The sequence below is a fragment of the Thermus albus genome (genome assembly GCF_022760855.1).
Taxonomy (GTDB): Bacteria; Deinococcota; Deinococci; order Deinococcales; family Thermaceae; genus Thermus; species Thermus albus.
This window is the reverse complement of the sequence record NZ_JAKTNR010000008.1, coordinates 1-25,310: the sequence shown is the minus strand read 5'-3', so window position 1 is coordinate 25,310 and position 25,310 is coordinate 1. Positions and strand designations below refer to the sequence as shown.

Annotated in this window: 27 protein-coding genes; 13 read left to right on the top strand and 14 right to left on the bottom strand. The window is 63.7% G+C overall.

Features of this window, described 5'->3' with window-relative positions; translation table 11 throughout:
* Positions 1-126: 126 nt before the first annotated feature.
* Genes fabF through L0D18_RS08760 form a run of 3 tightly spaced genes read left to right on the top strand, consistent with a single transcriptional unit; the run spans position 127 to position 3,712 of the window.
* Positions 127-1,353, top strand: a complete 1,227-nt coding sequence (gene fabF / locus L0D18_RS08770) for a beta-ketoacyl-ACP synthase II (RefSeq protein WP_243028506.1) — start codon at positions 127-129, stop codon at positions 1,351-1,353.
* Positions 1,354-1,356: 3 nt separating this feature from the next.
* Positions 1,357-2,487 carry a deoxyguanosinetriphosphate triphosphohydrolase gene (locus L0D18_RS08765; RefSeq protein WP_243028505.1) on the top strand — a complete coding sequence of 377 codons (1,131 nt, stop codon included), beginning with the start codon at positions 1,357-1,359 and terminating at the stop codon, positions 2,485-2,487.
* A 25-nt stretch (positions 2,488-2,512) separates the two neighbouring features.
* Positions 2,513-3,712, top strand: coding sequence for an aminotransferase-like domain-containing protein (locus L0D18_RS08760; protein WP_243028504.1), 1,200 nt, complete (start codon positions 2,513-2,515; stop codon positions 3,710-3,712).
* Positions 3,713-3,787: 75 nt separating this feature from the next.
* Here the strand turns inward: L0D18_RS08760 and L0D18_RS08755 are convergent, their stop codons facing one another.
* The 9 genes from L0D18_RS08755 to L0D18_RS08715 form a co-directional block, all read right to left on the bottom strand.
* Positions 3,788-4,102 carry a hypothetical protein gene (locus L0D18_RS08755; RefSeq protein WP_243028503.1) on the bottom strand — a complete coding sequence of 105 codons (315 nt, stop codon included), beginning with the start codon at positions 4,100-4,102 and terminating at the stop codon, positions 3,788-3,790.
* 331 nt (positions 4,103-4,433) lie between these two features.
* Positions 4,434-5,288: a DNA-methyltransferase gene (locus tag L0D18_RS08750; RefSeq protein WP_279232312.1), complete on the bottom strand. Its 855-nt coding sequence runs from the start codon at positions 5,286-5,288 to the stop codon at positions 4,434-4,436.
* Positions 5,289-5,403: 115 nt separating this feature from the next.
* Positions 5,404-6,324 carry an RluA family pseudouridine synthase gene (locus L0D18_RS08745; RefSeq protein ID WP_243028501.1) on the bottom strand — a complete coding sequence of 307 codons (921 nt, stop codon included), beginning with the start codon at positions 6,322-6,324 and terminating at the stop codon, positions 5,404-5,406.
* A gap of 105 nt (positions 6,325-6,429) precedes the next feature.
* Positions 6,430-7,260, bottom strand: a complete 831-nt coding sequence (locus L0D18_RS08740) for an ABC transporter ATP-binding protein (RefSeq protein ID WP_243028500.1) — start codon at positions 7,258-7,260, stop codon at positions 6,430-6,432.
* A 42-nt stretch (positions 7,261-7,302) separates the two neighbouring features.
* Complete coding sequence (locus L0D18_RS08735) at positions 7,303-8,505, bottom strand: ABC transporter substrate-binding protein (RefSeq protein WP_243028499.1); 1,203 nt, start codon at positions 8,503-8,505, stop codon at positions 7,303-7,305.
* A 42-nt stretch (positions 8,506-8,547) separates the two neighbouring features.
* Entirely contained in the window at positions 8,548-9,615 is a 1,068-nt protein-coding gene (locus tag L0D18_RS08730) for a branched-chain amino acid ABC transporter permease (RefSeq protein WP_243028498.1), read from the bottom strand.
* Positions 9,612-10,505, bottom strand: a complete 894-nt coding sequence (locus L0D18_RS08725) for a branched-chain amino acid ABC transporter permease (protein ID WP_243028497.1) — start codon at positions 10,503-10,505, stop codon at positions 9,612-9,614. Before L0D18_RS08725 ends, L0D18_RS08730 begins: the two co-directional genes overlap by 4 nt.
* Positions 10,502-12,436 (bottom strand): long-chain fatty acid--CoA ligase, encoded by a 1,935-nt coding sequence (locus L0D18_RS08720; protein WP_243028496.1) that lies wholly within the window; start codon positions 12,434-12,436, stop codon positions 10,502-10,504. The genes L0D18_RS08725 and L0D18_RS08720 overlap by 4 nt, the downstream gene beginning before the upstream one ends.
* A complete protein-coding gene (locus tag L0D18_RS08715; protein WP_243028495.1) occupies positions 12,433-13,194 on the bottom strand; it encodes an ABC transporter ATP-binding protein in 762 nt (253 codons plus the stop codon). Before L0D18_RS08715 ends, L0D18_RS08720 begins: the two co-directional genes overlap by 4 nt.
* 163 nt (positions 13,195-13,357) lie before the next feature.
* Here L0D18_RS08715 and rpmH point away from each other — a divergent pair, with 163 nt between their 5' ends.
* From rpmH to prmC, 6 genes are read left to right on the top strand one after another with little or no spacing between them, the layout of a single operon-like run.
* Positions 13,358-13,504: a 50S ribosomal protein L34 gene (rpmH, locus tag L0D18_RS08710; protein WP_015716485.1), complete on the top strand. Its 147-nt coding sequence runs from the start codon at positions 13,358-13,360 to the stop codon at positions 13,502-13,504.
* Complete coding sequence (gene rnpA, locus L0D18_RS08705; protein WP_243028616.1) at positions 13,474-13,842, top strand: ribonuclease P protein component; 369 nt, start codon at positions 13,474-13,476, stop codon at positions 13,840-13,842. Before rpmH ends, rnpA begins: the two co-directional genes overlap by 31 nt.
* A 5-nt stretch (positions 13,843-13,847) precedes the next feature.
* Entirely contained in the window at positions 13,848-14,105 is a 258-nt protein-coding gene (gene yidD, locus L0D18_RS08700; RefSeq protein WP_243028494.1) for a membrane protein insertion efficiency factor YidD, read from the top strand.
* Entirely contained in the window at positions 14,102-15,397 is a 1,296-nt protein-coding gene (locus L0D18_RS08695; protein ID WP_243028493.1) for a YidC/Oxa1 family membrane protein insertase, read from the top strand. The genes yidD and L0D18_RS08695 overlap by 4 nt, the downstream gene beginning before the upstream one ends.
* 9 nt (positions 15,398-15,406) lie before the next feature.
* Positions 15,407-15,994, top strand: coding sequence for a Jag family protein (locus L0D18_RS08690; protein ID WP_243028492.1), 588 nt, complete (start codon positions 15,407-15,409; stop codon positions 15,992-15,994).
* Complete coding sequence (gene prmC, locus L0D18_RS08685) at positions 15,957-16,775, top strand: peptide chain release factor N(5)-glutamine methyltransferase (protein WP_243028491.1); 819 nt, start codon at positions 15,957-15,959, stop codon at positions 16,773-16,775. The genes L0D18_RS08690 and prmC overlap by 38 nt, the downstream gene beginning before the upstream one ends.
* Here the strand turns inward: prmC and L0D18_RS08680 are convergent.
* On the bottom strand, positions 16,722-18,149 hold the full coding sequence (locus L0D18_RS08680) for a DUF3084 domain-containing protein (protein ID WP_243028490.1): 1,428 nt from the start codon (positions 18,147-18,149) through the stop codon (positions 16,722-16,724). The two genes, prmC and L0D18_RS08680, sit on opposite strands and share 54 nt — an antisense overlap.
* 3 nt (positions 18,150-18,152) lie before the next feature.
* Positions 18,153-18,881: an LPS export ABC transporter ATP-binding protein gene (gene lptB, locus L0D18_RS08675; RefSeq protein WP_243028489.1), complete on the bottom strand. Its 729-nt coding sequence runs from the start codon at positions 18,879-18,881 to the stop codon at positions 18,153-18,155.
* A gap of 54 nt (positions 18,882-18,935) precedes the next feature.
* Here lptB and gltX point away from each other — a divergent pair, with 54 nt between their 5' ends.
* The 3 genes from gltX (at position 18,936) to ftsY (ending at position 21,831) form a co-directional block, all read left to right on the top strand.
* A complete protein-coding gene (gene gltX / locus L0D18_RS08670; protein ID WP_243028488.1) occupies positions 18,936-20,357 on the top strand; it encodes a glutamate--tRNA ligase in 1,422 nt (473 codons plus the stop codon).
* Positions 20,358-20,448: 91 nt separating this feature from the next.
* Positions 20,449-20,889: a hypothetical protein gene (locus tag L0D18_RS08665; protein WP_243028487.1), complete on the top strand. Its 441-nt coding sequence runs from the start codon at positions 20,449-20,451 to the stop codon at positions 20,887-20,889.
* A 27-nt stretch (positions 20,890-20,916) separates the two neighbouring features.
* Positions 20,917-21,831 carry a signal recognition particle-docking protein FtsY gene (gene ftsY / locus L0D18_RS08660; RefSeq protein WP_243028486.1) on the top strand — a complete coding sequence of 305 codons (915 nt, stop codon included), beginning with the start codon at positions 20,917-20,919 and terminating at the stop codon, positions 21,829-21,831.
* Here the strand turns inward: ftsY and L0D18_RS08655 are convergent.
* Positions 21,828-21,977, bottom strand: a complete 150-nt coding sequence (locus tag L0D18_RS08655) for a C1orf53 family protein (protein WP_243028485.1) — start codon at positions 21,975-21,977, stop codon at positions 21,828-21,830. The genes ftsY and L0D18_RS08655 overlap by 4 nt on opposite strands.
* A 29-nt stretch (positions 21,978-22,006) precedes the next feature.
* Between L0D18_RS08655 and L0D18_RS08650 the strand changes: the two genes are divergently transcribed.
* A complete protein-coding gene (locus L0D18_RS08650; RefSeq protein WP_243028484.1) occupies positions 22,007-22,417 on the top strand; it encodes a disulfide bond formation protein B in 411 nt (136 codons plus the stop codon).
* Here L0D18_RS08650 and L0D18_RS08645 read toward each other — a convergent pair.
* Both L0D18_RS08645 and L0D18_RS08640 read right to left on the bottom strand, forming a co-directional pair.
* Positions 22,405-23,124, bottom strand: a complete 720-nt coding sequence (locus L0D18_RS08645) for a hypothetical protein (protein WP_243028483.1) — start codon at positions 23,122-23,124, stop codon at positions 22,405-22,407. The genes L0D18_RS08650 and L0D18_RS08645 overlap by 13 nt on opposite strands.
* A 4-nt stretch (positions 23,125-23,128) precedes the next feature.
* Positions 23,129-25,237 (bottom strand): ATP-dependent helicase, encoded by a 2,109-nt coding sequence (locus tag L0D18_RS08640; RefSeq protein WP_341474591.1) that lies wholly within the window; start codon positions 25,235-25,237, stop codon positions 23,129-23,131.
* Between the last annotated feature and the right edge of the window lie 73 nt (positions 25,238-25,310).

Sequence of the window (25,310 nt, the reverse complement as noted above, 5' to 3'; positions counted from 1 at the left end):
TGGTTTTCGCCAAGGTGGGGGCCCCGGTAAATCTCTAGGGAAGAGGGCACGGGTATTAAAGCCTCAAGGAGGGCGCATTCACGCGCCCTTTCTCCTTTCCCTGGCTCCTTTCGGTATACTACCCCCATGCGACGCGTGGTCATCACCGGCCTCGGCCCCCTCACCCCCATCGGCGTGGGGGCCGAAGCCTACCATAAAGCCCAGCTGGAAGGCCGTAGCGGGGTAGGCCCCATCACCCGCTTTGATGCCTCCACCTTGCCGGTGCGCATCGCCGCTGAGGTGGAGGTCAACCCAGAGGAGTACATAGACAAAAGGGAGCTTAGGCGCCTGGACCGCTTCGTCCAGTACGCCCTGATCGCCGCCGAGCTGGCCCTTAGGGATGCGGGCCTGGAAACAAGCACCCTAGACCCCGAGCGGGTGGGTACCCTGGTGGGCACGGGTATCGGGGGCATGGAGACCTGGGAGGCCCAGAGCAAGGTCTTCCTGGAGCGGGGGCCCAACCGAATCAGTCCCTTCTTCATCCCCATGATGATCGCCAACATGGCCTCCGCCCATATCGCCATGCGCTATGGCTTCATGGGACCGAGCTCCACCGCGGTCACCGCCTGCGCCACGGGCTCGGATGCCATCGGCAACGCCTTCCGCATGATCCAGCTTGGGGAGGCCGACATCGTGCTGGCCGGGGGTACGGAGGCCGCCATCACCCCCATGGCCATCGGGGCCTTCGCCGTGATGCGGGCCCTTTCCACCCGGAACGAGGAGCCCCCCAAGGCCAGCCGCCCTTTCACCTTGAGCCGGGATGGTTTTGTGATGGGCGAGGGGGCCGGGGTGGTGGTCCTGGAGGAGTACGAGCACGCCAAAAGGCGAGGGGCCAGGATCTACGCCGAGGTGGTAGGCTTTGGCCGGAGCGCCGACGCCCACCACATCACCGAGCCCCACCCTGAAGGGAAAGGAGCGGCCTTGGCCATGCGCCGCGCCCTCCAAGACGCCCAGGTAAACCCCGAGGCGGTGGGCTACATCAACGCCCACGGCACCTCCACCCCCGTGGGGGACCGGGCAGAGGTCCTAGCCATCAAGGAGGTTTTCGGGGAGCACGCCAAAAAGCTCATGGTCTCCAGCACCAAGAGCATGACCGGCCACCTCCTGGGGGCCGCGGGAGGGATTGAGGCCATTGCCACGGTGCAGGCCCTCTACCACGGGATCATCCCCCCCACCATCAACCTCGAGGACCCGGACCCCGAGCTGGACCTGGACTTCGTGCCTGAGCCCCGCGAGGCCAAGGTGGCGTACGCCCTTTCCAACTCCTTCGCCTTCGGCGGGCAGAACGCGGTGTTGCTCTTCAAACGGGTTTAAGCCATGCTCTATTCCCGGGCGCGGCTTTTGGAGCTGGAGGCAGAAAAGCTTGCTCCCTACGCCCAAAAGGCCAGGGACACCCGGGGGCGGACGCATCCGGAGCCTGAGTCCCCTTACCGCACCCCTTACCAGAAGGACCGGGACCGCATCCTGCACACCACCGCCTTCCGCCGCCTGGAGTACAAGACCCAGGTCTTCCCCAACTGGGCCGGGGACTATTACCGCACCCGCCTCACGCATACCCTGGAGGTTGTCCAGGTAGCTCGCTCCATCGCCCGAGCCCTTGGCCTCAACGAGGACCTAACTGAGGCCATCGCCCTCTCCCACGATCTGGGCCACCCCCCCTTTGGCCACACGGGGGAAAAGGTCCTAAACGAGCTGATGCAGGCCCACGGGGGGTTTGAGCACAACGCCCAAGCCCTTAGAATCCTCACCGAGCTAGAGGTCCGCTACCCGAGTTTTAAGGGCCTTAACCTCACCTACGAGGTACTGGAGGGGATCGCCACCCACGAGGCCGCCTACGACCCCGGCTTCAAGGCCGAGTATGAGGGGAAGGGTACCCTCGAGGCCCAGGTGGTGGACCTCTCCGACGCCATCGCCTACGCCGCCCACGACCTGGACGACGGCCTCCGTAGCGGCCTCCTCCGCCCCGAGGAGCTTGCCGAGGTCCCCTTTCTGCAGGAGCTGGCCCAGGAAGAGGGCCTGGACCTCTCCAGGCTCACCGAGCTTTCCCGCCGCATCCTGGTGCGCCAGCTTCTGGGCTTCCTCATCACCGCCACCATCGAGGCCACCCACGAGGAGGTGGAAAAGGCCGGGATAAGAAGCGCCGAGGAGGTGCGCCGTTACCCCAAGCGCCTGGCCACCCTCACCCCGGAGGCCGAGAGGGCCCACCAGGAGCTAAAGGCCTTTCTCAAGGAGCGCTTCTACCGCCATCCCGAGGTCTTGAGGGAAAGGCGCAAGGCGGAAATAGTTCTAGAACAGCTCTTCCACACCTATACCCGCTACCCGGAAATCCTGCCCAAAGAGGTCCAGGCCCGGATCCCCAAAGGGGGCTTGGAACGGGCAGTCTGCGACTACATCGCCGGCATGACGGACCGGTACGCCCTCGAGGCCTACCGAAAGCTCTTTCCCTGAGGGCCCTAAGCGCTAGAATGGGTGGGTGAAAACCCTGGACTGGAATACCCGTTTTGGCGAGCGGGCAAGGCGCATCCAGGCCTCCACCATCCGCGAGCTTCTCAAACTCACCCAGCGCCCCGGCATCCTGAGCTTTGCCGGGGGGCTTCCTGCCCCTGAGCTTTTCCCGAAGGAGGAGGCGGCAGAAAAGGCAGCGGAAATCCTCAGGGAAAAGGGCGAGGTGGCCCTGCAGTATGGCCCCACGGAGGGCTACACCCCCTTAAGGGCCTGGGTGGCGGACTGGCTTGGGGTAAGCCTCGAGGAGGTCCTGATCACCACGGGAAGCCAGCAGGCCCTGGACCTCTTGGGTAAGGTCTTCCTGGACGAGGGAAGCCCCGTGCTGGTGGAGGCCCCCAGCTACATGGGGGCCATCCAGGCCTTCCGGGCCTATGGTCCCCGCTTCCTCACGGTACCCGCAGGCGAGGAAGGCCCGGACCTGGAGGCTCTGGCCGAGGTCCTAGCGCAGGAGGAACCCCGCTTTCTCTACCTCATCCCCTCCTTCCAAAACCCCTCCGGGGGCCTTATGCCCCTGGAAGCCCGCAAGCGCCTTTTGGAACTGGCCATGGAAAAGGGCCTCATCCTGGTGGAGGACGACGCCTACCGGGAGCTTTACTTCGGAGAAACCCGCCTGCCTAGCCTCTTTGAGCTTTCCCGGGAGGCGGGCTACCCCGGGGTCATTTACCTCAGCAGCTTCTCCAAGGTGCTGGCCCCGGGCCTTCGGGTGGCCTTTGTCCTAGCCCAACCGGAGGTCATCCTCAAACTGACCCAGGCCAAGCAGGGGGTGGACCTGCACACCCCGGTCCTCAACCAGATCCTGGTGCACGAGCTGGTGAAGGAGGGCTTCCCCGAGCGCTTGGCAAGGATCCGCGCCACCTATAGGGCCAAGGCCCAGGCCATGCTGGAGGCCCTGGGGAAGGAGATGCCCAAAGGAGTGGCCTACACCCGGCCCCAGGGGGGGATGTTCGTCTGGATGACCCTGCCCGAAGGCCTATCCGCCGAGGTTCTTTTCCAAAGGGCCATAGAAGAAAACGTGGCCTTCGTACCTGGCGGACCCTTCTTTGCCAACGGGGGCGGGGAGAATACCTTAAGGCTTTCCTACGCCTCGGTGAACCAGGAGAACATCGTCAAGGGAATAAAGCGCTTAGCGGCGGCTGTCAAAGACTTGCTGCTATACAACGTTAGCTAAAGCAAACCATTAAAACCCCACTCCCTTCCACAAGCCATGGTCTGAAAACCCTTATGAGGACTGATAAAAGCCTTGCTACCTTGCTAAAAATAACAAAGGCTCCCTGCTGCGGAGAGCATCCACCAAAGCATCCAAAAACTCTTCTCCCTCCTTAGCTGCCTTTATAGGATCCTGTAAGGCGGGTTGCCTCCGAGTGTCAACCTCCACCAACCAATACCTTTCTATCAGGCCCTGAGCCCACAGGGGCGGTTCTCTTCTGGAAAGCGCCTTGAGGCCATCTTTAAATTGGTCAAAGGCAGAAGGCCCCAGCCTATGGGATCGGCTCCTGTTAGTAGGGGCACCAAAATCCACAATCACCGTGTACCCTATTACCACCTCGGGAAACAGCATCTGCACAGAAGATACTTCACCGACAAGATCATCCAGCCGATTTGGCCACGAACCCGATGGATTAGCTAAAATGGACTTAAAGGAAATCAATAGCCGTGGTTTTTTGCGAGCCCCTTCTTCTCCTGGGTATATTAACCCCAAGTCCCACCTTTTCTCTCTCGCTAGACCCGGTACTCTTGCTTCCTTCTGCAAAAATGGCCAAAGGTGGGATGGCAAGCGTTCCCTTAACCTTTTCCAGGTGTAATCCACCATTGGGCTCTGTCGCCCGCTGCTGGTGGAGGGTAGCGCAACCACAGCTCGTAATGCGTCCTCAAGATCACGAGCTAAAGCGCTAAACTCCACCCGCCACCACCTCCAATGCGAGAGCATGGCCTGCCCCCTCGCGCGCAAAACGTTCTTGGGCAAGTTGAGCGTATCTCGGCACCAACTCTATGCCAACCGAACGCCTGCCATGGCGAGCGGCAGCAAGAAGGGTCGTTCCCGTGCCGGCAAAGGGGTCCAGAACCGTGTCCCCCGTAAAACTAAACATGCGTACGAGCCTTTCGGCTAGCTCCAGCGGAAAGGGGGCTGGGTGGGCTTTAGTGTTCCACCCAGGAATATCATCCCATATTTGTCGGAACCATTTGTGGAACAGATCCTTGGGGATGCGGCTCTTTTCCCGCTGTTCTGGGGTGGGTTTGCGGTAGCCCCCAGGCTTTCGCTGCATCAGGATGTATTCCACCTCGGTCTTGATGATGGCCCCGGGTTCAAAGGGCTTACCTAGGAAAAACCCGGGGCGATTGGCCTCGAGGGTAGCGTTCGTACGCTTGTGCCACAGGATAGGGTTCAGATTGTCAAAGCCTAACTTACGGCAACGCACCTGTATATCCGCGTGGAGGGGGAAGACCACATGTCTGCCAAAGCGCTTCCGGGAAACGGCCACATCACCCACCACGATGATCAGCCGCCCACCGGGCACCAAAACCCGGAAGATCTCCCTCCAAACGCCATCTAACTGGTCCAAGAAGGCCTCGTAATCCTCCACGTGTCCGAGCTGACCCGGAATATCCTCGTAACGTTTCAAGGTCCAGTAAGGAGGAGAAGTCAGGACCAAGTGCACTGAGGCATCGGGAAAGGAGCGAAGCACCTGTCGCGCATCGCCTATAAAGAGGCGATGGTAGCCGAGAAAAGCCGGGCTATGTTCCAACGGCTCTTGTAAAACCGCCGGTTTCCTTTCATTACCCGGCTCGGAAACTTCTATTTCGCTTACTCCTTTAGGCATACCTTCATCCCCGTCACAACACAGGTGGTCTCTTTTGGCTTCAGTATAATGCCTGCAAAACTTCTTCCGGCCACCTCCCCCCCACCCCCTCCCAGGCCTGGACCATATCGGCGGGCACCGGGGCCTGGAACTCCAGGATGCGGCCGGTGCGAGGGTGGGGGAAGCGGAGCTCATAGGCGTGGAGGGCCTGGCGCGGGATGTGGAGGCTTACCCGCCCGTAGACCGCATCCCCCAGGATAGGGGCCTTCAAATGCTTCAGGTGGACGCGGATCTGGTGGGTGCGCCCCGTGTGGGGCCGGGCCTCCACCAGGGCCAAAGCCCCCGCCGTGGCCAGGATGCGGAACTCGGTCTCCGCATACCGAGGCGCAATCCCCCCGACATGCATCTTGTACCGCTCCACGGGATGGCGGCCGATGGGGGCGATGAGGGTCCCTTCCGGGGGATGCCCTTCGGTGATGGCCAGGTAGCGCTTCATCACCAACCGATCGCGGAAAGCCTTGGCCAGGGCCTCGTGGGCCCCTGGGTGCTTAGCCACCACCAAGACCCCGCTGGTGTCCTTGTCCAAGCGGTGGACAATGCCCGGGCGAACCAGCTCGGGGCGGGATGCCTCGGCCTCCTCGAGGGGGAAATGCCGGGCCAAAAGGGCGTTCACCACGGTGCCCGTGTAAACCCCAGGGGCCGGGTGGGTGAGAAGACCTGCGGGCTTGTTGAGGACCAGGAGGTCCTCGTCCTCATAGAGCACGGGGAGGGGAAGGTCCTCCGGAAGCACGAAGGGCTTTTCCTCCTCGGGGAACACCTGGACCTCCTCCCCCTTAAGGCGGTAGGAGGCCTTCGCCACCACCTTCTCCCCCACCTGGACCCGGCCCTGGGCGATCCACTCCTGGGCCCGGCTGCGGCTCACCCCACAGGCCTCGGCCACCGCCTGGTCCAGGCGTATCCCATCCGCACGGAAACGCACCACTTATCCCATGATAGCGGCTTGACGCCCTGCCTGCCCTAAGGACCCGCCGACCCTGGCCCTGGAGCCTTTTCCTGTCAAGGGGTCATGCTGATGCTGCTAACCCAGCTACATGAACCGCTTCCGCCTCTTGTAGGCCTTCACCTCCTTGAAGCTTTTCCGCCCACCCCCCTTGGCCACCCCCAGGTAGAACTCCTGCACGTCGGGGTTTTCCAGCAAGTATTCCCGGTCCCCTTCCAGCACGATCCGGCCCGTTTCCATGATGTAGCCGTAGTGGGCGATGGAAAGGGCCACCCGGGCGTTCTGCTCCACCACCAAGACCGTGACCCCTTCCTCCGCATTCACCCGGGCCACGATGTCAAAGATCTCCCGCACCAAAAGGGGAGCCAGGCCCAAGGAAGGCTCGTCCAGGAGGAGGAGGCGCGGTCTGGCCAGGAGCGCCCTACCGATGGCGATCATCTGCTGCTCCCCCCCTGAGCAGTACCCAGCCAAGCGGTTGCGGAGGTCCGCCAGGCGGGGGAAGTAGTGGTAGATGCGCTCCAGTTCCTCCTTTAGGCGCACGGCCCTTCGGGTCAGGGTGCCCACCCAGAGGTTTTCCTCCACCGTGAGGTGCTTAAAGACCCGGCGGCCCTCCAGCACCTGCACGATCCCCATCCGCACGATCTCCTCGGGGGGGCGGTTATGGATGGGCTTCCCCTGGTAGAGGATCTCCCCCCTCACCACCTCCCCATCCTCGGGGATGAGGAGGCCGGAGATGGCCCTCAAGGTGGTGGTCTTCCCCGCCCCGTTGGGGCCTAAGAGGGCGGTGATGCGCCCTTCGGGCACCTTTAGGGAGACACCGCGGAGCACCTGGATGATGTCGTGGTAGACCACCTCGATGTTGTTGACCAAAAGGAGGATGGGGCCTAAGTCTTCGGGGCGTGTGGGGTTCAGGCTCATGGCGAAAGGAATGCCCGGGGGTTGCCCCCCGGGCCTACCGGACTACTTGCCGTAGTGCACCTTGCGGAAGAGGGCCGAGGTGAAGGGCTCGGTGATGGGGACAAAGCGGCCGCCCTTGGCCTCGAGGATCCTCAAGCCCTCCGCCCCGGTGCGCTCCGTCTTGGTGAAGTCAATCTCAATGCCCTGCTTGGTGGAAACGGCAAAGCTCGGCTTAAAGGCGTTGGGGCCGTTCATGCCTATGAGGGCCTGGTAGACGGTATCCCCGGTGATGCGCTTGAACCTTTCCTGGGCCCGGCGCATGGCCTCTACCGCGATGGCCGTGGCCAGCATACCGTTGGTGTAGTTCACGCTCTCCACTATGGCTTGAGGACGCTTGTATTTCTCTCCCAACTCCTTCTGCAGGCGGATACCCGGGGCATCTTCGTGGAACATGTAGAAGCTGGTGACCCACAAGAACCCTTCCGCCGCATCCCCCGCCAGGTTGATGAGGTCAGGGCCGCCCGTGTAGTGGGCCCCAAGCTGCTTGATCTTCTTGTCCAGCCCCAGGCGCTTGGCATCCTTAAGGATGTTGGCCACCGGCCCGGCCACATTCTGGTGCACGATGAACTCCACCCCTGCCGCCTCAAAGCGCTTGAGGAGGGCGGTGTTGTCCAGGTTCCCCGCCCCCACCTCCTGCACGTCCACGATCTGCAGGCCAAGCTGGGCCGCCGCCTTGCGGGCATCGGCCACCGGGGCCCGGCCAAAGGGCGAGGGGTGAACCACTAGGGCCACCTTGGCCCCCTTCTTCTGCTTGGCGATGTACTCCAAAAGGGCCACCACCTGCTCGGAGTAGGTGGTGGTGGGGATGAAGAAGTACTCGTTGTTGGGGGGGTCAATGAGCTCCACGTGCATGGAGGCGGGAATGGTGGGCACCTTCACCTCTTGGATCAGGGACTTGAGCTGCAGGTTGGCCCCGGTGGCGTAGGAAAGGAAAACCGGAATCCTGAACCGGTCCAAAGCCTCCTCAAAGAAGCGCTGGGTATTGGCGTTGTTGTACTGGTCGTCCCGCACCAGGCAGTTCAGCACCACCCCGGGGATGAGCTTTCTTTCATTGGCATACTTGCAGTAATCTTCCACCCCTGCCGCGTAAGGAGCCCCCGCATCCGAGGTGGGACCGGTGATGGCCCCCGACCACAGGATGGTGACCTGCTGCTGGCCTAAGGCCAGCCCCGCCATCGCTAAAAGACCGAACCAGAGTTTTCGCATCCGCCTCACCTCCCATTCGCCAACCCCACAAGGGGGGGTTGCCTAGTATTTAAAGGGCCAGGTGCGGAAGTAGCTTCGCACCAGGCGCCACCAGTTGTAAAGCCCCCGAGGCTCAAACATGAGGAAAAGCACGATGATAAGGCCGAAGGCCAAGGGCCTGAGGGCGCTGGCCACGTCCACCCCCGCCACGCTGAACCCCAGGGCCTTGATCAGGTTGGAAAGGGCTTCCATGTTGACATCCAAGAGCTCCAAGAAAGCCGGGCCCAAAAAGCTCCCCACCAGGGTTCCCAACCCTCCCACGATGGCCATGGCCAGGAGCTTGATGGAAACGGCAAAGGTGTAGTCCTCTATGACCACGGCCCGGGCCAGGTAGGCGTAGAGCACCCCCGCCACCCCGGCGTAAAAGGCCCCCAGGGCAAAGGCGAAGAGCTTGGTGCGGCCCGGGTCCATGCCCATGGCGTCCGCGGCCCGGTCGTTATCCCGCACCGCCACCAAAGCCCTCCCGTAGCGGGTGCGAAGCAGGTTGCGGAAGAAAAAGGCCAAAACCACCAAAGTGGTCAAGGCAACGTAGTACCAGAAGTGAAAATGGTTGCGGAAACCGGCCTCGTAGCCCAAGAAGCTGGCCCGGGGCATGTCCATGGCCCCGCCCTGCTTCAGAAGGGGCAGGTGCCCCACGGCCCACTCAAAGACCACCTGGAAGGCCAGGGTGGCCAAGGCCAGGTAGAGGTGCTTGACCCTTAGGCTGGGGATCCCCACCAGGAAGCCGAAGAAGGCCGCCACCAGACCCCCTAGGGGAACCACCAACCAAAAGGGAAGCCCCTGGGGGGCCAGAAGCGCCGCCGTGTAGGCCCCCACCCCCATGAAGGCCGCCTGGCCGATGTTGATGAGACCGGCATAGCCCGTGGTGATGTTAAGCCCCAAGACCGCGATGCTGTACACCAGGATCAGGTCCAGGATGAAGACCTGGGTTCGGGAGAGGAACTGGGGGAGAACCAGGAGAAAACCCAGGAAGAGCAGCAAGGAGACCAGCTCCCGGTGGGTGGCGAAGATGCTGGTGTCCTGCCGGTAAGAGGTGCGGTAGTTTCCGGTCTGGGCCCAAGGGTTTCTCATACGCGCTCGATCTCCTCCGTGCCGAAAAGGCCATGGGGCTTAAACCAAAGGACCAAAAGGAGCACCAGGAAGGGGAAGACGTCCCGGGTACCCCCGCCCGGGACATAGGGGTCCAGAAACCCCGCCGCCAGGTTCTCTAACACCCCTATCAGAATCCCCGCCACCACCGCCCCCGGGATGGAGTCCAGCCCCCCCAGGATCACCACCGGGAAAACCCGCAGGCCGATGTGCACCAAGGCGTCCAGGTTGAGGCCGGAGATGGTCCCCACCACCAGGCCCGCGGCCGCCGCTGTAAGCCCCGCCGCCGCCCAGGCCAGGGCGAAGACCCTTTCCACGGAAACCCCCAGGCTCATGGCCGCCATCTGGTCATCGGCCACGCTGCGCATGGCCACCCCCAGGGTGGAACGCTGGAAGAACCAGGTAAAGGCCAGGAGAAAGAGCAGGGTGAAGCCCACGGCCAAAAGCTGGGCATACGAGATCTGAACCCCTAAAAGGGTAAGCCCCCCAGCGGGTAGGAAACTGGGATAGCTAAAGTTTCCCGCCCCATAAGGGGTGAGGTGAATCAGGCCGTCCAGCAAGGAGGCCAGGCCGATGGTGGCCATGATGACCGCAATGATGGGCTGGCCCACCATGCGTTTCAGGAAAACCCGCTCCACGCCAAAACCCAGGAGGGCGGTGAGGCCTAAGGCCAGGGCGGCGGCCAACAGGAAAGGAGCCCCCAAGGACACCATGGCCCAGTAGGCCAGAAAGGCCCCGATGGCGATGAACTGGCCTTGGGCAAAGTTCACCACCCGACTGGCCTTGTAGATGAGGACGAAGCCCAAGGCCGCCAGGGCGTAGACCAAGCCCAGCACAATCCCGGAAAAGAGAAGTTGCAAGAAAAAGCTCACACCACCACCTCCTCCCGCAGGTGCAAAACCGGCACCCGGGCCCGCACCCGCTGGACGGTCCCGTCCTGGTAGCGGTATTCCGCCTCCACCTCCACCGCCTCGAGGGGGGAGTACAAGGCCTCCACCAAGGGGGCGTACCTCTTGGCGATGAGGCCCCGGCGCACCTTGCCCGTGCGGGTCAGCTCCTCGTCGTCGGCGTCCAAGAGCTTATAGAGCAGGACAAAACGGCGGATTTTGAGGTCCTCGGGCAACTCCCGATTCACCTTTTCCACCTCCTGGCGGATGAGCTCCGCCACCTCCGGCTTTAGGGAAAGGTCCAGATAGGTGGTGTAGGCCAGCCCCCGGTCCTCCGCCCACTTGCCCACCGTCTGGGGATCAATGTTGATGAAGGCCGCCAGGTAGGGCTTGCGGTCGCCGAAGACCACCGCCTCCTTGATGTAGGGGGAGAACTTCAGCTTGTTCTCCACGAACTGGGGGCTGAAGACCGTGCCCCTTTCCGTGCGCATGACGTCGGAAAGCCGGTCAATCACCACCAGGTGCCCATCCTCGGTGAGGTAGCCGGCATCCCCCGTGTGCAGCCAGCCGTCCCGGAAGGTCTCCTCCGTGGCCTCGGGGCGTTCCCAGTACCCGGCACAGACGGCATCGGAGCGGCAGAGGATCTCCCCCTCCTCGCTGATGTGCAGCTCGGTTCCGGGGATGGGTAGGCCCACGGTGTCATGGCGCACGTCCCCATCCCGGTGGACGAAGGCAATGCCGATGATCTCCGTCTGGCCGTAGATCTGCTTCAGGTTAACCCCGATGGCGTGGAAGAAGCGGAAGACATCGGGGCCCAAGGCGGCACCCCCGGTATAGGCCCGCCTCAGGCGCAAGAAACCCAACTGGTCCCTTAAGGGCTTAAAGAGCACCTGGTCCGCCACCCAGTAGGCCAGGCGAAGCCCCAGGGGCATGGGTTTCCCCCGCATGCGGTACTCCGCCGCCCGGTAGCCGATCTTAAGGAGTTTCTCGTAGACGAAACGGTTGAAGGCGTAGCTCTCCGACATGCGGACCCAGATGTTGCTCTGGATGGCCTCCCAGACCCTGGGCGGGCTGAACATCACGTGGGGGCCGATCTCCTTAAGGTCCTGCATGGCGGTTTCCACCGCCTCCGGGAAGTTGACGGCAAAGCCCCCGGTGAGGGCCATGGCCACCGACATCATCTGCTCCCCGATCCAGGCCAAGGGCAGGAAGGAGAGGTAGTCGTCCGTGGGCAAAAGGGGATCCACCTCCTGCAGGGCCACCCCCATGTGGATGAGGTTGCGGTGGCGGAGCATAGCCGCCTTGGGCCTTCCCGTGGTGCCGGAGGTGGAGGAAAGGTGGCAGACCTCCTCGGGGCTGGCCTCGAGGAGCAACTTCTCCACCGCATCCGGATACCTCCTCCGGTGTTCCCGGCCCCGCTCCAACACCTCCTCAAAGGAAAGGAGCCAGGGGTCCCGGTAACCCCGCATGCCCTTGGGGTCCTCGTAGATCACGTGGCGGACCTTGGGGATTTCGCTGCGGATCTCGTAGAGCTTGTCCACCTGCTCCTGGTCCTCGGCGAGCACGAAGCTGGCCCCGGTGTAGTCCAGCATGTAGGCGATCTCGGGGGGAAGGCTACTTTGGTAGACCCCCACGCTGATCCCCCTCACCGCCTGGGCCCCAAGCTCCGCATAGAGCCACTCCGGGATGTTGTCGGCGATGATGGCCAGCCTCTCTCCGGGTTGGAACCCCAGGTCAAGAAGGCCGTGGGCGAAGAGAAGAACCTGTTCATAATACTCGGAATAGGTGATCTCATTCCAGATACCGTAGTCCTTTTCCCTCAAGGCCACCCGGTCCCCCTCCTCTTCCGCCCTCAGGCGCAGAAGCTGGGGCAGGGTGTAGCGCTTCATCTCGTAGGAGGACCTCAGGGCCTTCATGCTCCCACCCCCAGGTAGGCCTCCTGCACCCGGGGATTCCTGGCCACCTCCTCCGGGGCCCCCTCGGCGATCACCTGGCCGAAGTCCAGCACATAGACCCGGTCGGAGATGTCCATGACCACGCCCAAGTCGTGCTCAATGAGGATTACCGTGGTGCCTTGAGCCCGGATCTCCAGGATGAAGCGCACCATGTCCTCCTTTTCCTCCAGGGTCATCCCCGCCATGGGCTCGTCCAGAAGGAGGAGCTTGGGGGAAAGGGAAAGGGCCCGGGCCACCTCCACCCGCTTCCTGACCCCATAGGGGAGATTCCCCACCAGGGCCTTGCGGTAAGGCTCCAGCTCCATGAAGTCAATGACCTCCTCCACCACCCGGCGGTTTTCCACCTCCTTGGCCAGGGCCCTCCCATAAAAGGCCCCGGCCTCCAGCAAGTTGTAGCCCAGGTAGGTGTGCCGGGCCAGCATGAGGTTTTCCAACACGGTAAGGCCAGAGAAGAGCTCAATGTTTTGGAAAGCCCGGGCGATGCCCTTCCGGGTGACCTCGTGGGGGCTTGAGCGGGTGATCTCCTGTCCCTCAAAGAGGATCCGTCCTCGCTGGGGGTGGTAAAACCCCGAGATGCAGTTTAGGAGGCTGGTCTTCCCCGCCCCGTTGGGGCCGATGACGGAAACCAGCTCCCCCTTCTCCACCGCCAAGGAAACCGAGGCAAGGGCGGCCACGCCGCCGAAGGTTAGGGTGACGTTTTCCACCTCAAGCTGGGCCACGGAGGTCCTCCCTAACAACCGTTTGGGGGGAAGTATAAAGGGAACCCAGGTCTATGTCAACGTTCTCTTGCCCGGGTGTAAAAAACCGTTAGGCCTAGTATAGCCCCTCTTATGCTACACTCTTTAGGGTATTGGGGGCCAAGGCCCCAAAGGAGGGCAATGGATGAAAAGGACCTGGCAACCCAACCGGAGGAAACGGGCCAAAACCCACGGCTTCCGGGCCCGCATGCGGACCCCAGGCGGCAGGAAGGTGTTGAAGCGGAGAAGGCAGAAGGGCCGCTGGCGCCTCACCCCAAGGGTGAACGCCTAAGGCCTGCCCCCCCAAAAGCGGGGGGCAAACTCCTCTCCCTAAAGGGCGATCGCGCCTTTCAGAGGCTCCGCCAAGGCCGTGCTGGGCGGGGTCGTTTTGTCAACGTCAAGTGGCTCCCCGCCGCCCAGCTACGGGTGGGGATCGTGGTGTCCAAGAAGGTGGGCAAGGCGGTGGTGCGCAACCGCATCAAGCGCCGCCTGAGGGAGATCCTCCGCCGCCTCCACCTCCCCAAGGCCCACCTCCTGGTGATCGCCAGCCCCGAGGCCCGGGAGGCCACCTATGCTGAACTCTTCCAGGACCTCACCCGCGCCCTCAAGAAGAGCGGGCTGATACAATAGGCGGCGTGCGCGGCGTACTGATCCTTTTGGTTAAGGCCTACCGCAGGTTCATCTCCCCCCTCAAACCCAGGACCTGCCGCTTCCACCCCACCTGTTCCGCCTATGCCCTCGAGGCCCTGGAGCGCCATGGCGCCTTATGGGGTAGCTACCTGGCCGCCAGGCGCATCCTGAAGTGCCATCCTCTGCACCCTGGGGGGCTGGACCCGGTACCCTTGGTCTTCCCACCCAGGAGTACCGTCAAGACCCAGAAGGAGGCAAGATGAAAAGGCTTTTACCCCTCCTTTTCCTGCTCGGCCTAAGCGCGATGGCCCTCGAGGCGGGCTTCAAGGACCAGGACGTAAACGGGGACGGGGTGCCGGAAAAGGTGGCCGTCACCAACCTCATGGACCTGGCCTTTGACCAAAAGGGCCAGGTGGTGGGCTGGTACGTGAAGACCTACAAGGGCACGGCCTTCAACGACTACACCCGGGCCCCTAACCTCTCCGCCAATGGCCCCGTGGTAGCCCCCATCGGCTTCACCCCGGAAAGGACGGAGTTTTTGGTGCAGGATGGCCGCCTCCTGGCCCGTTTCCAAGGCGCAGAGGGCACCCTCACCTACCGCATAGAAAAGGGCCGCTACACCGTCCAGATTACCGCCGACTTCCCCCTCACCCTAAGGCTTTCTGCCCAAGGAAGCCCCAAGGTGTTCCTGGAGGGCCAAAAGGAACCTACCCCAAGCGGGGAAGGTCCCATGGCCTACCTAGCCTGGCAGACCAAGCCCAAGGCGGGGTACGCCCTGGTGGCCTTTGCCGAGAAACCCTTGGCGGGGAAACTGGTGGGCAAGGAGGGGACCCTCACCCTCGCTCCCGGGGAAACCCTGAGGCTTTACGGGGGGCAGAACGAGCTGGTCCGCTTCCACGTGGAAGGCCTTCTTCCCCTCCCTGGCCTCTTCGCCCCCAACATCTGGGGGCAGCTCTCCTTGGGCCTCCTCTGGCTCATGGAGGTGGCCTTCCGCTATACGGGTAGCTGGGGCCTGGCCATCCTCTTCCTGACCCTGGTGGTGCGCCTCCTCCTTTGGCCCCTCATGCACCAGCAGTTCAAGAGCATGGCGGAGATGCAACGCCTCCAGCCCCTCATCCAGAAGATCAACGAGAAGTACAAGGACGACCCCAACAAGCGGGCGGAGGCCACCATGAAGCTCTACCAGGAGCACAAGGTGAACCCCGCCGCCGGCTGCCTACCCCTTTTCATCCAGATGCCCATCCTCTTCATCCTCTGGAAGGTCATCGCCAACTACGAGTTCGGCCAAGGCCTCCTCTGGATCCCCGATCTGGCCCTCCCCGACCCCTTCTACATCCTCCCCGCCCTCTACGTGGCCTCCACCTTCCTCTCCACCTGGCTTTCCGCCCACGGAAATAAGGACCTGATCCGGCAAAGCCTCTTCATGAACCTGATCTTCATCTTCCTGGTCCTGCAGTTCCCCTCGGGGGTGACCCTCTACTGGGTCCTTTCCAACCTGATCGGCTTGGTGCAGCAGTGGCTCATCAACAAGAGCCTTAAGCCCCTGGCGGCGTAAACTGAGGGCATGGACGAGAAGAAAAAGAGCATTGACGACCTCCTCTCCGACCTGGGGGTATTGGAGGAAGCCCCGGTGGAGGTGGAGTTAAAAGAGGCGGGAAAGGAGCCTGCAGAAAAAGGGCCCAAGGAGGTGCTGGAAAACTTCCTGGTGGGGCTTCTCCTGCGGCTGGACCCCGCCCATTACGTGGAGGTCCGCCAGGAGGGCAACGTCCTCAAGGCCGAGGTCAAGGGCGGGGACCTGGGGCGCTTCATCGGCAAGGAGGGGCGCACCCTGAAGGCGGTGGAGTACCTGGCCGGGGTGGTGCTGGCCAAGCATTTCGGCGGGGCCTACCGGGTGGTCCTGGACGCCGCCGGCTACCGCAAGCGCCAGGAGGAAAAGATCCGCAAGATCGCCGAGGAGGCGGCCCTTACCGTGGCCATGACCCAGGAGCCCTTGCACCTTCCCCCCATGCGCCCCTCCGAGCGCCGCATCGTGCACATGCTCCTCAAAAACCACCCCCAGGTGACCACGGAAAGCCAAGGGGAGGGGGAGGAGCGGCACGTGGTGGTCTACCCCCGTGGTCAGGCTCCTGCGAGAACTCCAGGAGAGGCTTAGGACCGCAGGGCTTCCCGAAGGGGAGGCCCTGGACCTTTTGGCCTTGGCCTCGGGCCTTTCCCGCAAGGAGCTTCTCCTCCATCTCTCCCAAGCCCCACCCCCAGGTACGGAAGAAAAAGCCCTGACCCTCTTGGAAAGGCGCCTTGCGGGCTATCCCCTGCAGTACCTTCTAGGGGAGGTGGAGTTTTTTGGCCTGCCCCTCAAGGTGGCCGAAGGGGTCCTCATCCCCCGCCCGGAAACGGAAGGCCTGGTGGAGCTGGCCCTAAGCCTCCCCTTGCCCCATGCCCCCCGCATCCTGGACGTGGGCACGGGTACCGGGGCCATCGCCCTGGCCCTAAAAAAACACCTTCCGGAGGCCCAGGTGTGGGCCACGGACACCGATCCCGAGGCCCTGGCCTTAGCCCGGGAGAACGCCCACAGGCTGGGCCTGCAGGTGGCCTTCCTCCAGGCTCCCCTCACCGGCGGGTTGAAGGATCTGGACCTCCTTGTCTCCAACCCCCCCTACCTGCCCGAGGCCTACCGGGCCCAAGCTCCCCGGGAACTGGCCTGGGAAAGCCCCTGGGCCCTCTATGCGGGAAGGCAAGGGCTGGATGTGGCCCAGCCCCTGGCCCAGGAGGCCTGGCAAGCCCTCAAGCCGGGCGGGTTTCTCCTCCTGGAACTGGCCCCGGAAAACGTCCACCTCCTGGCTGAGGAACTTAAGGCCAGGGGATGGATAGATGTGGAGGTGCTACGGGACCTGGCGGGTCGGGACCGGTACCTCCGGGCCCGGCGGCCCGCCTAGGAGCTGGAAGGAAAGCAGAGGCTTTTCCGTGGTCCACGCCTCCTTGGCGGCCACCACCCCCACCCGCACCACTCCCCTCCTTCCCTGAAGGAGGTTAAGCCCCCGGGCCAGCTCCTCCGGTGAGGGAAAGGTGGCGTACTCTGGGGGAAAACCCGCCTCCAAAAGCCTTTTCCTCATGGCCTCCCCCAGGGCCTCCAGGACCTCCTGATCCCGGGCCGGGGTGGATAGGCGGAAGGTGCGGGCCGCCAGCACCTCCCCCTGGGCAAAGGCCCGCCGCTCCGGATAGAAGCGCACCCGCACTAGAAGCCTCCCCTCCTGGTACCCAGCTCCCTCCAGCACCGCCAGGCCTGGGCCCGTGGCCTCTCCCAAAAGCTCTACGCCCCGGAAACCCTGTAGCCGGGCCCGCCGCTCCGCCACCCGCTCCAGGGCCTCCCTCCCCTCCTCCGCCCCCAGGCGCACCTCCCCCAGGTAGAGGCCTTGGCTCAGGCGGACGAGGCTTTGGGAAAGCTGGCCCCGTTCTCCCTGAAGCACCTCGGCCTGCACCAGAAGGCTCCGCACCCTTTCCTCCGTCTTTAGAAGTTCCTCCCTGGCCCTGGCGAGCCTGCCCCTCAAGGCCTCGACCTCTTGCGCCAGGGCTTGGCGCTCCCGTCGGGTTTCCTCCAAGCGGGCGAGGGCCTGAAGCACATCCCCCTGCAGACGCCTCTTTTCCTCGGTGAAACGGGCTTTTTCCGCCTCCGCCCGCTTGGCCGCCTCCTGGAGGACGGTCAAGCGCTGCTCCAAGGCTTTGAGTTCCCGAGCCTTCTCCGTAAGCTCCGCTGTCTTCTTGGCCAACTCTTGGTTTCTTTCCTCCAGAAGCTGGGCCAGGGCCTGGCGCTCCGCCTGTAGGGCCGCCCGCTCCTTAAGGAGGGTTTCCCTTTCCCCCTCCAGGGCCTTGACCTGGGAGGCCAGGGCCTTGGCCTCCTCCTCCAGGCGGCTCCTCACAACTCCCGCCTGCTCCAGGGCCTGGAGCAGGGTTCTCCTTTCCTCCCTCAGGGCGTTGAGTTCCGCCAAGGCCCTGCTGGCCTCGGCCTCCATGGCCGCCTTGGCCTCCAAAAGGACCTGCTGCTCCCTTCTTAGCTGGTCCCGCTCGGCCCGGATGGCCTGGGCCTCGAGGATCACCTCCCTAGCCTCCCGGAACACCAGGAGAAACCCCAGGTAGCTGAATAGGGCGATCCCCACCCCCGTGAGGACCGCCACCAGGGTGGCCGTCTGCCGGGGCCTGAGGCCAAAAAGGCGGTAGTGGCGCTTCCCCGCCCACTTGGCCACCCTGTCCCCCAGGTAGGCCACAAGGGCGGCCAGGAAAAGGATCAGAAAGAGAAGGGCCCAGAAGGTCATGGCCTAAAGCTCGTAGTCTTCCCCCAGGTAGTGCCTCCGTACCCCCTGGTCCCGGGCAAAGGTCTCGGGGTCGCCGTGGAAGAGGATCTCCCCATCGTACATCACGTAAACCCGGTCGGTGATGGCCAGGGTCTCCCGCACCGCGTGGTCGGTGATGAAGACCCCCACCCCCCGCCTCTCCCGAAGTTCGGCAATGACCTTTTGGATCTCCTTCACGTTTTTCGGGTCCACCCCGGTGAAGGGTTCGTCCAGAAGGATGAAGTCTGGGTCAGTACAAAGGGCTCTGGCCATCTCCAGCCGCCTTCTTTCCCCCCCGGAAAGGGCGTAGGCCATCTGGTCCTTGAGGTGGTAGATGGAAAGCTCCTCCAAAAGGGCCTTGGCCTTCTCCAGCCGCTCCTTGCGGGAAAGGGGCTGGAACTCCAAAACGGCCAGGAGGTTTTCCAAAACGGTCATGCGCCGAAAGGCGGAAGGCTCCTGGGGGAGATACCCCAGGCCCAGCCGGGCCCGGCGGTACATGGGGAGGCGGCCCACCTCCTGCCCTTTCAGAAAAATGCTCCCCGCAGTAGGCCGGATAAACCCCACCACCATGTAGAAGGTGGTGGTCTTCCCCGCCCCGTTGGGGCCGAAGAGGGCCACGATCTCCCCCCGCTTGAGGCTTAGGTCCACCCCCCGCACCACCTCCCTGGGGCCGTAGCGCTTGCGCAACCCCTTGGCCAAAAGCTCCCCGTCCATTACCTCCCAGGGTAAGGCCCAACCTTTAGCCCTGGGTGAGATAATGGGCGAGGTATGGTGGTGACCCGCATCGCCCCAAGCCCCACGGGGGACCCCCATGTGGGGACAGCGTATATCGCCCTTTTCAACTACGTGTGGGCCAAGAAAAACCGGGGCCGTTTCCTGGTGCGCATAGAGGACACCGACCGCACCCGTTACGTCCCCGGAGCCGAGGAGCGCATCCTGGCTGCCCTTAAGTGGCTCGGCATCCCCTACGACGAAGGCCCCGACATCGGGGGACCCCACGGGCCCTATCGCCAGTCGGAAAGGCTCCCCCTTTACCGGGAACACGCCCAGGAGCTCCTAAGGCGGGGATGGGCTTACCGGGCCTTTGAAACCCCCGAGGAGTTGGAAAGGATCCGCAAGGAGAAGGGGGGCTACGACGGCCGCGCCCGCAATATCCCACCTGAGGAAGCGGAGGAACGGGCCAAAAGGGGCGAGCCCCACGTGATCCGCCTCAAGGTGCCCAGGCCCGGCACCACGGAGGTTAAAGACGAGCTTCGGGGGGTGGTGGTCTACGACAATGGGGAGATCCCCGATGTGGTCCTCCTCAAGTCCGACGGCTACCCCACCTACCACCTGGCCAACGTGGTGGACGACCACCTCATGGGGGTGACGGACGTGATCCGGGCGGAGGAGTGGCTGGTTTCCACCCCCATCCACGTCCTCCTCTACCAGGCCTTTGGCTGGGAAGTGCCCAAGTTCTACCACATGCCCCTCCTGAGAAACCCCGACAAGACCAAGATCAGCAAGCGGAAAAGCCACACCTCCTTGGAGTGGTACCGGGCTGAAGGGTTTTTGCCCGAGGCCCTACGCAACTACCTGGCCCTCATGGGCTTCTCCATGCCCGATGGGCGGGAGATCTTCACCCTGGAAGAGCTCATCCAGGCCTTCACTTGGGAGCGGGTTTCCCTGGGGGGTCCGGTCTTTGACCTGGAGAAGCTGCGCTGGCTCAACGGGAAGTACATCCGCGAGGTCCTCCCCCTGGAGGAGGTGGCGGAAAGGGTGAAACCCTTCCTGAGAGAAGCGGGGCTCTCTTGGCCGGACGAGGCCTATTTAAGGCGGGCGGTGGAGCTCATGCGTCCCCGGTTTGACACCTTGAAGGAACTTCCGGAAAAGGCCCGCTACCTCTTCTCCGAAGACTATCCCATGGGAGCGAAGGCCTTAGAGAAGCTGAAGGAAGGCCTCCCGGTCCTGAAGGAGGTGGAGCCTCTCCTAAGGGCCCAGGGGGACTGGAGCGAGGCCAGTTTGGATGCCCTTCTCCGGGGCTTGGCCCAGGAAAAAGGCCTCAAGCTTGGCCAGGTGGCCCAGCCCTTAAGGGCGGCCCTCACGGGAAGCCTAGAAACCCCGGGGCTTTTTGAGATCATGGCCCTATTGGGCAAGGAACGGGCCCTTTCCCGCCTGGAACGGGCCCTAAAACCACCCCACTCTGCCTGATGGCAGAGTGGGGGCCCCGGTGAGGTCCTTCGGTGGAGGAAATCCTGTAGAGGCCTAGGGAACAACTACGCAAAAAGGATATACTGGGGGGATGAAGCGGGCTTTTCTCCTCCTTGCCGCCCTCCTTGGCCTAGCCTACGCCCAAACGGCCATTCAGATGCGCTTCGGCTATGGGGAAGTTTTGGGCCTGACCTTTGGAGCCGGGCTGGAAAATCGCCTGAGGCAGAACCTCTCGGGCCGGCTTGCCGCCATGCTGGCCCCGGCACCCCCGGGGGTGGCCCTCGAGGCCGCCCTCCTCTTCAAGCCCGACCTGGGCCAGTACGACCCTACCCTGGCAGGCCTCCTTCCCTATTTCGGCGGGGGGCTTAGCGCGGTGGTGGGGCCAAGCCTTACCGCTGGGGTGAGCTTTACCGGGGGGTTGGAAGGGCTTCTGGACCCCTCCACGGGCCTTTTCCTGGAGGCCACCTACGTTTATGGCTTCGCCGACTTCCCCAAGGTCTGGCAGTTCGCCTTGGGGGTGAGCTTCCGCTAGGCCTAAAAACCGGCGCCAAAGGAATCCATGGGCTTTTTTGACCGACTAAAGGCCGGACTGGCCAAAACCCGGGAAACCCTCCTCAAGGCCATCCCCTGGGGGGGAAGTCCCGAAGAGGTCCTGGAGGAGCTGGAGATGGCCCTCCTGGCCGCCGATGTGGGCCTCGAGGCCACCGAAGAGCTCCTCGCCGAGGTGAAGGCCTCCGGGCGGAAGGACCTGAAGGAGGCGGTCAAGGAGAAGCTTGTGCAGATGCTGGAGCCGGACGAGCGCCGGGCCACCCTGAGGAAACTGGGCTTCCGCCCGCAAAACCTGAAGCCCGTGGAACCCCAAGGGCACGTGGTCCTCATGGTGGGGGTGAACGGGGTGGGCAAGACCACCACCATCGCCAAACTGGGCCGCTACTACCGAAACCTGGGCAAGAAGGTCATGTTCTGCGCTGGGGATACCTTCCGCGCCGCCGGGGGAGCCCAGCTCGCCGAGTGGGGAAAGCGGCTTGGCGTCCCCGTCATCCAGGGGCCCGAAGGCGCCGACCCCGCCGCTTTAGCCTTTGATGCCGCCAGTGCCCGCAAAGCCCGGGGTTACGATCTCCTGCTGGTGGACACCGCAGGCCGCCTCCACACCAAGCACAACCTCATGGAGGAGCTAAAAAAGGTGAAGCGGGCCATCGCCAAGGCAGACCCCGGGGAGCCCAAGGAGGTCTGGCTGGTGCTGGACGCCGTCACCGGGCAAAACGGCCTGGAACAGGCCAGGCGCTTCCACGAGGCGGTGGGGCTTACCGGGGTGATCGTCACCAAGCTGGACGGCACCGCCAAGGGGGGGGTCCTGGTTCCCATCGTGCGCACGTTAAGGGTGCCCATCAAGTTCATCGGGGTGGGGGAAGGCCCCGACGACCTCCAGCCCTTTGACGCGGAGGCCTTTGTGGAGGCGCTATTGGAAGCTTAAGCTTCCTCTTCCCCCCTAGGCCAGGGGCAGTGGCGACAACCCGTGCCGCAGCAATACCCCCGTTTGCGGAGATAAACCTCCGTGAAAACCATCCGCCCCTCCTCCCAATAGAAGTCTTCGCCCTCTTGGAGTTCGGCTTCCGCCATGAGCCCTAGTCTAGCGGTATGCTCACCCCATGAACCGCGGCCTTCTCCTGCTCGCCTTCTCTTGGGTGGTGGCCTTGGTGGCCACCTTGGGAAGCCTTTACTACTCCGAGGTGCGGCTTTTTTTGCCCTGCGAGCTCTGCTGGTACCAAAGGATCTTCATGTACCCCCAGGCCGTCCTCCTGGGCCTCGCCCTTTGGCGGCAGGACCTCGCTGTCTGGCCCTATAGCCTGGCCCTTTCCCTCGTGGGAGCCGGGTTTAGCACCCTGCACCTCCTGGAACAGCGCTTCCCCGACCTCTTCACCCTGGCCTGCAAGCCCCCGGTGCCCTGCAACGTGGAGTACATACCCCAGTTCCCCATCCCCTTGCAGGCCCTGATCGCCTTCATTCTGATCGCCCTTAGCATGGGGCTTCTGGCCCGAGAGGCCCGTCAAAGGGGATAGCCGAGCCCCTCGAGGACCGCCCTCACCCTAAAGCCCAGGAGGTCCTCCGGGGAGTAGACCACCTGCACCCTTTCCCAAACCCAAAGGTCCACTGGGGAGAGGGCCACCAGGGCGTGGAATGGCTGGAGATAATCCAGGTTAATCCGTCCTCCAGCGTAAAGGAGGAGGTCGGCCCTTAGGGAGAGGGCCCTAGCCTCCTCCGGCCGTAAGGCCACGTGCCCCCGGGCCCGCTCGGGCAGGCGGGCCAGAAAGCTATCCCCTTCAACAAAGCTGGGGGCCGCCACGGAAACCTGGCCCAATGGGCGCAAGAAGGGCGCCAAGGAGGGCCTCAAGGGCCCCAGCCAAAGCCCCCTGGCCCCGGGGAAATGGAGGGAAAGGAAGCGCTCCAGGGCTACCCCTTCCGTGTACTGCCCCGCCACCCCCCCTACCCGGGGCACCAGGAGGTCCACAAGGCCCACCCCCCGGGCCTCGGCCTCCAGGAAGAGCCCTGCGGATTCCTTGGGAAGCGGAATGGCCTCCGCCAGCACCGCCCCCGCCAGGCCCAGGGGCTTGAGGCAAGGAAGGAGGGCGAAGGGGTCTTGGGTTTCCACCGGGTAGGGGAAAAGGGGAAGCCGAAGGGTGGCCACCTCCGCTGCCAGGCGGTCAAAGAAGGGCGAGGGGGCTCGGTAGAAGAAAGCCAGGGGACGGGTCTTGTGGTCTTGCCGCACGGCTTCACCCCAAGGGTCTCAAGTCCGCGTACTTCAGGGAAAGCCGCTTTAAACCCACCCCCTCAAAGTGCACGGTCACCTCATCCCCCATGGCCGCCACCACCGTGCCTTGGCCGAAACGGGGGTGGACCACCTTTTCCCCGCCCTTGAAGGCCCCGGGCTTGGGCCGGTGGGCTGGAGGGGCCTTGGTGGGGGTCCGGTAGGGGTCATATTCCTGGTAAAGCCCCTCCTCCACCTCCTCCAGGAAGCGGCTTGGCCGGGTAGCCTCGGTGCGCCCGTAAACCTCCCTTTCCTCCGCATAGGAGAGGTAAAGCCTCTCCTGGGCCCGGGTCACCCCCACGTAGAAGAGGCGCCTTTCCTCTTCCAAACCCTCCAGGGTGCTCAAGGAGGAGCGGTGGGGCAACAACCCCTCCTCCACCCCCACCACAAAGACCACGGGAAACTCCAGCCCCTTGGCGTTGTGCAGGGTCATGAGGGCCACCTTGCCCCCAGGCTCTCCAGGCTCCTCCGCCCGGGCGGTAAGGGCCACCTTGTCCAGGAACTCCATAAGCCCCTCCGCCTCTCTGGCGGCCCTTAAGAGCTCCTCCACGTTCTCCAGCCGGTCCTCGTAGTCCTCGGGGTAGGCCTCTTTCAGGTAGGCGGGGTAGTCGGTGGCCTCGAGGAGGTGGCGGAAAAACCCTTCCGCAGGGCCAAAGGCCAGCTCCTGAAGCTCCTCCATAAGGGCCAGGAAGTGGCGCACGGGGGCGGGGCGAGCTAGGCTCCCCACCGCCACCTTCAAGGCCTCATAAAGGGGTAACCCCAGCTCCCGGGCCAAGGCCTCCACCTTCTCCACCGTAGCCGGGCCGATGCCCCTAGGAGGGGTGTTCAGCACCCGTTTAAGGCTTACCGCATCCAAGGGGTTCAGGCTAAGGCGGGCATAGGCCAGGAGGTCCTTTACCTCAGCTCGCTCAAAGAACCCCACCCCGCCCACCACCCGCGCGGGGATCCCCCGGGAGGCCAGGGCCTGCTCCAGGAGGCGGCTTTGGGCGTTGGTGCGGTAGAGCACCGCCACCCGGTCCAAGGGGGGCCCCAGGCGCCCGATCTCCTCGGCCACGAAGCGGGCCTCGTCCCGGGCGTCCTTAGCCCTATAGAGGCGCACGGGCTCCCCCCCCGGCTTCACCGGCCTTAGGGTCTTTTCCAGGCGGAGGGCGTTATGGACGATGAGGGCGTTGGCAAAGCGCAGGATGGCCTCGGTGGAGCGGTAGTTTTCCTCGAGGCGGTACACCTTGGCCCCGGGGAAGTCCCGGGTAAAGTCCAGGATGTTCTTGATGTCGGCGGCGCGGAAGGAGTAGATCCCCTGGTCCGGGTCCCCCACGGCCATGAGGTTGGCCTCCTCCCCCGCCAAAAGCTTGGTGAAGCGGTATTGGACGGGGTTGGTGTCCTGGTACTCGTCCACGTGGATGAACCGGGCCCGCTTCCTCACCCGCTTCAAGACCTCCCGGTCCTCCTCCAGAAGGCGCAGGGCATAGAGGAGGATGTCCCCAAAGTCCAAGGCCCCCTGGGCCCTTAGGGCCTCCTCGTAGCGCTTCAGCACATCCAAAAGCCTTCCCCGGCTAAGCCCGGCGTAGTAGTCGGGAAGCTCCGAAAGGAGGGACTCGGGTGCCTCCCCCCGGTTCTTGGCCCGGTCCAGAAGGCCCTTGATGGGCCCGGGGCGGGCGGCAAGGCCCAGCTCCTTCAGCACCTCCTTGAGGAGGGCGGTCTGGTCGTCCTCGTCGTAGACCACAAAGCCGGGCCTAAGCCCCACCCTTTCCCCATAGACCCTAAGGATGCGCAAGGCGGCGGAGTGGAAGGTGGAAACCCAAAGCTCCCCTGCCCCCCTCACCATGCGCCTAAGGCGCTCCCGCATCTCCTCGGCGGCCTTATTGGTAAAGGTGACCGCCAGGATCTCCGAGGGGTACACCCCCCGCTTGGCCATGAGGTAGGCCACCCGGTGGACCACGGTGCGGGTCTTGCCGCTTCCCGCCCCCGCCACCACCAAAGCTGGCCCCTCAAAGTGCATGACCGCCTGGCGTTGGGCCTGGTTCAGGGAGGAGAGGAGCGCCTCTTCCGAGGGCTGGGTCAAGGGGGCGTCCACGGGCCGAGTCTACCACGGGGTAGTGTCTTACAAGTAAAGCATGAATCCTCCTAGGGTCCTCGGCTATGGCCTA